Annotated in this window: 4 protein-coding genes and 1 pseudogene; all 5 read right to left on the minus strand. The window is 61.7% G+C overall.

Annotated features, from left to right (window positions below):
- A pseudogene (locus tag AC2VON_RS00400) lies at positions 1 to 461 on the minus strand (Mu transposase C-terminal domain-containing protein); the annotation flags it as partial.
- Positions 458 to 1,213: a TnsA-like heteromeric transposase endonuclease subunit gene (locus tag AC2VON_RS00405; protein ID WP_486951174.1), complete on the minus strand. Its 756-nt coding sequence runs from the start codon at positions 1,211 to 1,213 to the stop codon at positions 458 to 460. The pseudogene AC2VON_RS00400 and the gene AC2VON_RS00405, both read right to left, overlap by 4 nt.
- An 871-nt stretch (positions 1,214 to 2,084) precedes the next feature.
- The gene (locus AC2VON_RS00410) at positions 2,085 to 4,634 is read right to left on the minus strand and encodes a S8 family peptidase (RefSeq protein ID WP_486951175.1); all 2,550 of its coding nucleotides are present in this window, start codon (positions 4,632 to 4,634) and stop codon (positions 2,085 to 2,087) included.
- On the minus strand, positions 4,627 to 5,595 hold the full coding sequence (locus AC2VON_RS00415) for an AAA family ATPase (protein ID WP_486951176.1): 969 nt from the start codon (positions 5,593 to 5,595) through the stop codon (positions 4,627 to 4,629). The genes AC2VON_RS00410 and AC2VON_RS00415 overlap by 8 nt, the downstream gene beginning before the upstream one ends.
- A 166-nt stretch (positions 5,596 to 5,761) precedes the next feature.
- Positions 5,762 to 6,214, minus strand: coding sequence for a hypothetical protein (locus AC2VON_RS00420; RefSeq protein ID WP_486951177.1), 453 nt, complete (start codon positions 6,212 to 6,214; stop codon positions 5,762 to 5,764).
- Positions 6,215 to 6,461: the final 247 nt, after the last annotated feature.

Consider the following 6,461-nt stretch of genomic DNA (forward strand, 5'->3'; position numbering starts at 1 on the left):
ACACCGTCCTGTCGGTATGCCTTGATATACCGTTCCAGACTCCGTTGTCCGACAGGGGTTTTGGCTGCCGCCAACTCGGATACCTTCGCGGCAATGCGGTCCTTCAGTGGAAGTTTCGAGTCGTACTCACGGCGTATCGGCATCGACGAATGTTCATCGAGCCCGTCGAGCTCCGCGGGGGGCCTACCGGTTAGCACTTCAACAATGTGGCGGCGAAGGAACAGTACGCGTTCGCGGGCAGCAAAATCCAACGTCTCTAGCACTGCGACCGAATCAAGTCGAGGTAGGCGGTCGGGGACGTCGGGAAGGAAGCTCTCGTCACCGAGGAGTTCCGCTACGCCGATCTTCCGGATCCGACCTGACACAAGTTCTTTCAGCGCCAGTTGCGGCCCATCCTGCGCGACGACCTGCCATGTCTGTCCGTCGTAACTCAGCAAGTCGAAGAGCCGAACCGCCTTCATGCCCACACCTCGCTGGACATCGAGAGCGGTCGGGTCAGGTCCGCGGACAGCTTTCTGCGCCATATCAGGTGCAGCACATTTGCGGTGGTGAGTTCGACGCTCCGGCCTGTACGCGCGCTGGCTACGCCAAGACCAACCCCAAGTGGCACCGGAGTCGCGAAACAGTCCTTGATCGACTCTTGGACCACCGCCGGGGGAGCATTGCGGTCCTGCCGATATCCGGCAAGCCAGCGCAGGTTGTGGGCGAGCTCGGGCTGCAGACCCGTGAAGACCTCGTATTCCCAGCCGATTTCATCACAGACTTCGCGCGTCAACGTGGACTGCTCGGCGTGCTTCTCTGCTACCTTCGAGCAGCGTACGTCGATTAAGCGGCCAGCACCGCTGGCAAGTCGAACGAAGAAATCCGGGACGTGGTCCCGGTTACCCCGTGTGGCTCGTGGCCATAGCAATGCCAGCGGCTGCGCTGCTATGGCGACAATGTCGGACGCGTTGTCGGCTGCCAGCAGATACTCGCGCTCGAGGAGCGACTCGAACTCTACGTGCGCACGGTTTGTGCTGGACCAGTACATGCCTTCGTAGTTGCGCTTGCCCGGCCAGGAGAAGAATTCGCGGATCGGGGTCGTGCGCTCCAGAAGTACCGATCCCGCGTCCGGCGACAAGGGGTGGTTTTGGGTGTCGCCGTCGACGCAGGCCAACAACCGCGTCACGTCGGTCACGTTCCGCGGTAGTGAGCGCAGGCGTGGAACTGCCACCTAGACCCCCTTCAACCACCTGCTACGGACGGTACCGCTGAGGTCTGACAGTAACCGCCAGTTCCACTGAGAAATCCGCGACACTCCGAACTCCGCCAGGTCTATTGCGAAAACCGCCAGATATATCGAGACCGGACAAGTCACACGGCGTGTTCGTGATTCATCTGATGAAAACCGAGTACTTTACTTGACATAATGTTGCTTATCGGTACTTAACCGTTGCGAGTTATATTGTGTCGCAGTGGATTTCGGGAGCTTAGAGGTCCAGCATGTCGTTTTGCAGTTGATCTCCGACTTTTTCACCATTTCGCCGACCGGCGCACGGAGTTTTCCAGCCCTTCGCCTACCAGGTTGTGCATCTTGTGATGCTTCCGAGTTGGTGGCGTGAATCGGATTTCGCACCAAGTCCGGCAGCGCGCCCACCCACGGCACGCTCGCCCAACCCGCGCCCTTTCGTCACTGTGACGTATTGATGATAGTGGCGGCTTTGCGGGAACCAATAGTTCGCATGCGTAGAAGTCGAATCAGTCTGTTGAATCAGCTTCCCAGAATGCGATTTCCGTATCTGGTAGCGGTTCATCGAAATCTTCTGAGAGATGGATATCTGGGAGCTGTCCAAATGTTCGCACCGGTGGCTTTGGGTCTGACGCTGGTTCATCGCTGGCCGGTCCCGTCGTCATCCCCTGTCGTTCGGATGGGTCCGAGAATTCATGGTTCGTTGCCGGCGGTTGGTTGCACATTCTGAGAAACCCGAAATTCTTCCTTGTAACGTTTGGCGGTACCCAGCGTAATCCTTTTGTCACTGTGACGCTTTCGGCTCTGTGGCGTCCTCTCGTGGTTCGTGCTCCTGTATCTCAATGCGTGCGCCATCTCACTCGGTGGCGATCTCGGTCTCGATAGGAATCCGCAGTTGGGTCGCGATCGGCGTGTACAAGTCGACACCCTGCTCGGGGGTTCTGAGCGACAAGATCACCGAATAGCGCACAGGCACATCAATCCGATCCTGCCGCCTGTTGTTCTTCCACCACCCTCCCGCGGGGTAGACGGCCACTGAATTACAGTGCGCGAGTTCGCTTCCGGTGCCGTGCCACTCATCTTGGTGCAGCGATCCAAGATGGCGCTGACGTTCCCCAAGGAGCCACCTCGCGGAGGTTGTTCCCGCACCGGACCTGCCATCCTCCTGAAGTTGAGCATTTCGGTTGATTCGAGCGACGAACTGCTGACGCGTCTCCAACTCCCCTTGCAAGTCGAACCGGAGCATGTGAGACGCGTAGGCATACCGCTGCCGCCACCCACGTCGCGACGCTGACGGCTCGATGAAGTACGACAACGTGATCCGCAGCCGAACCGGCGCAGCCCCAAGCTCTTCAAGGGCCTCTGTAGGCCATGGAAGCGTGTGCAGCCGGAAGCGCCGCATCGAATAGCTGCTGCCATCGAACGGCACGAACTGATCCTGAGTGACCAGGGTGACTGCGCGCCGGGATGAGTTGAGAACGGAGTCCTCTGCCGGCACGCCCCAGCCGTAGCGCCGGAGCTGTTCGAGGCGAATGGCTTTGGGCTGGTCAGCCTCGACTTTGTGGGCCATCGCTGGAGTCCATTCCGCCTCATGGGTCAGGAGGCCTCGGATCGACTCCGGCCAGTAATCGGCGTATCGCTCCATCACCAATGCAGCCAGACGTGCCGCTTGAGCGGTCGCGGCGCTCGTGGCGTTGGCGGAGGCCAGGGCGACGTTGTTGTTGTTCCCTGTCGACCGTAGAGACAGGCCGGGGAGCTTGGTTTCGAACATCTGGGCGCCGTCTGTGAGGACGTTGCCGCCCTCCATACAGATGTCAGGCTTGATGGGCGCGCTGCGGTGTCGAAACAACATCGAAGTTCGGCTGTGGGGCGACAGATCACCAGGCTCTGCGAGTGGTGTCCAACCTGCGTACTGAGGATGCTGCGGCGCCTCAGTCAAGTTGGTGAACGCGCCAACCGTCAACACGTTCCATGCCTGAGCGGGATCCTCGATCGCAGCAAGGTCGGAGTTGTCGGCGTGTTCCATCATGTAGGAGTCGACGTTGCCCGCAGCGACGACGATGAGACGCGCGACATCGGGATCCGGCTCCGAGATGAGTCGGAAGTGGTCACCGTCGCGAGTGGTTTCCGTGCCGACAGCAAGGGCATCGATGGCGGCGGACCACAGCGTGGGGTCTCCGGGGTTGTCAGGCTTGGTACTCAACGTGAGGGCGAATACGCGCCGACGTGCAGCAGTGATTTCCGGGAGTGCAACCGCTTGGATCGTGGCGCTCCCGTAGTCCAAGGGATCGATCTGCGCCTCGTCGGGACCCGGCTTCATTCGCACGGACTCCAGACGATGCCGGAGCTGAACGGGGTCGTTGCTCTGCAGCTCCGCGTCTAGCCGATCACCGAATAGCGCCAGGCCAGCCATCGAGGTACCGTGCCCGCGCGGATCCATGTCCGCTCCCGACGCGCCGACGACGGTGTGTAGGTCCTCCGGCGCAAGGGATGCTTCGATCAGAACGTGGCTGCGCAGCACACCGGTGTCCAAATGGCACACCGCAGGTGCGCTACCCTCGGCGGAACTCAAGCGTTCGACCAGGTCTTGGACGTATTCGTCCTGTTCAGCGGGAGGAAGGTCCTCGATCGTCTCGATGAACTCCGGCCTGCGGATCTCCGCCAGAGGCACGAGTGTGAACGGCAGCGGTTCGAGTTGGCTCCAAGTAGCCTCGACCCACACCACGAAGCGGTCACGGAACTGGATCGACCGAGGCAGCATTCGAAGCTGGTACACGTTCACGAACCCGTTGATGGCTTCAATATCGCCACCCGAGGTGTCGAGCCAGAGCTCCCACCAGTGCTGCCCCCGCTGCGGTGGTTCACCGTCTGACGTCCAGAGATCAGCGAGAACGGCTTTGCGGATCCGGGAGATGTTGGCGACGAGGTCTTGGTTCGGCGGCTGCCCAGTCTTGGTGAGGCCATTGAGATAGTCCTCGAACAGCTTCATGAACGCGGCGCGGTGCGCATCTGCCACCCACACCGTCGCCCGTTCTGGGGCGGTCTCCGTCGCTGGCCGGACCGACAACAGGAGCCAGCGAGGCTGCTTCGGCTGTTTCCGGTGGGTGGTCATCCGGTTCAGCGACTCAAGTTTCAGGGGATACGACGCGCCCTCGCCTTCGAGGACGATGATTGTTCCCTGCGAGGTGAGCTCATCGTCGGCGAGCTGGAAGTCCCCGCGTTCGCCATCAAGTTCACCGAACGTGTCGGACAGCTCCTGATTGCGCGCAGCTCCGTGAGTACCGCGGTTGACTGTTCGGCGCTTGAATCCCCCACCGCCGCTGTCTCCGGAGTAGCGGTCGAAGCTCTCAGCTGTGGCATATCCCTGGACGTAGAGGTGGTCGAGTGCGTGGTCCTGGTCAGCCAATAGCGGCCGATCGCCGCGCGTTCAACGCTGCGATGAGATCGTCGCGCTCCACCATCGCATCACCTCGCATTAGGACCGCCTTGGCCGCCGATTCCGCAGCCTTCACCAGGTCCGCATGACTTAGTCCGTCCGTGTACTCGCCTAGCTTGGCCAGGCTTGCCCGCTCAACCAGCGAGCCCAGCCGGGCACGCATCACCGCGGTGGCTTGCCGAGCGTCGGGGAGTGTGTAGTCCAGCACCGCGTCGAAGCGCCGGAACAGCGCCTTGTCAAGGATGGATCGGTGGTTCGTGGCTGCGATCACGATCGATTCGGGGCTGGAGTTCTCGAGGAATACAAGAAACGAGTTCAGTATTCGGCGGGCCTCGCCGACGTCGTTCCCTGAGCGGTCCGCGCCGAGCGCATCGAACTCATCGAAGAGGTAGACGCCACGTTCCGCAGCAACGGCATCGAATACGATGCGCAGTTTCGCCGCAGTCTCACCCATGAACTTGCTGAGCAGACCATCCAAACGGACGGTGTACATCGGCAGGGCCAGCTCGGTGGCGAGGACCGATGCGGTCATCGTCTTGCCGGTTCCCGGCGGCCCGACTAAGAGTAGGCGGTGCGATGGCGCGAACCCATGCTCAAGCAGATTCTTCCGCTGACGCTGCTCGGCGAGCAACTGCTTGATTTGAGCGGTCCGTTCCGACGGCGCCACCAGTTCACGCAGGTGAACCTGTGGATGCGATGCTTCGACCAGCTCGGCCAACTCGCCACGAACTCGTGGAAGAGCAGTGACGTTCGCAAGGGGAGCGCGTTCACGCGACGCGTCTACTGCTTTTTTTATGTCGGCGGCCAGGACGTGGTGCCCCTGCCGGGCCTCGCGCGCCGCGATCTGCAGTGCGACGGAATAGAAGGCGGCGTCGTCGCCGGCAGCGTGATTGCGAACCATCGCGGTGATGTGCTCGCCGAGGCCAGCCATGACGCCTCCCTTCTGGCGGAATGTGCTGCGTAGCGTAGATCGTACGGTCTGACGCGGTCTGCGACGTCGATACCTCGCCGAGTAAGTCCGTGCGGCATCAAGCCGGAGGAAGGATTTCCACGGCTGCTCGCGGCGCTCCCGCGGCGGCAGCCGCATGCATCTGGTGTCAGGAAATCAGGGGAAGCGCTGCCTCGATGATCACCTTCCCGACCTCGGTGCCAGCCGCGGTCGCGATCGAAGTCATCGCCGCGGTAGCCAACGTCTTGAGCCGACCCGGGGACGGGGCATCCGCGTTCGATTCACTGCGGATGGCCGACATGAGCTCTTCGGCTGCGGCGCGGGCCTGCTCATCTGTGACCGCGGCCAGGCCCTGTTCGATCGCATCGGCGAGGGCGCGCGCTTGTTCCACCTTCTGTCGGACGTTGACAGTCTGCCTGGCGCCGGGACTGTTGAACGCGACGGCGACACCGCTGCTGCCCTCGATGTGCAGGTACGGGCTCTGCACCTCGGCGACGCCGGGAAGGTCACGCACCGACTTGCCCGACGCCGCGTACTTCTCGCCATAGGGGGTCTGCGTGTGATCACCTGAGTTGGCCCCAGTTGGGTCGTTTTTCTGCATGAATTTTGGCTCCACCTGGGCGGTGATTAGCTGCACGGTGGGCTCAGCGTGTCGTCGCGAAAATTGGCCCCACCCGGGATGCGATTTACACGTCAGTCGTCATCGGCGTGGAGGTTCGGGAAAGGCACGGTCGAAGGTGGAACTGGTCGAACAGATAAGGCGTGACAGACGGGTCGAGGAGCTGTCGAACCCCGAGTTGGCTCAGCGGCATCGGGTTCATCGGCGCACGGTCCGCCAGGCGGTGGAC

The organism is Mycobacterium sp. TH-M82, assembly GCF_057473605.1.

Coding starts and splice junctions, on each gene's coding strand:
- AC2VON_RS00420 (WP_486951177.1), bottom strand. CDS start 6,214: ATGCAGAAAAACGACCCAACTGGGGCCAACTCAGGTGATCACACGCAG.
- AC2VON_RS00415 (WP_486951176.1), bottom strand. CDS start 5,595: ATGGCTGGCCTCGGCGAGCACATCACCGCGATGGTTCGCAATCACGCT.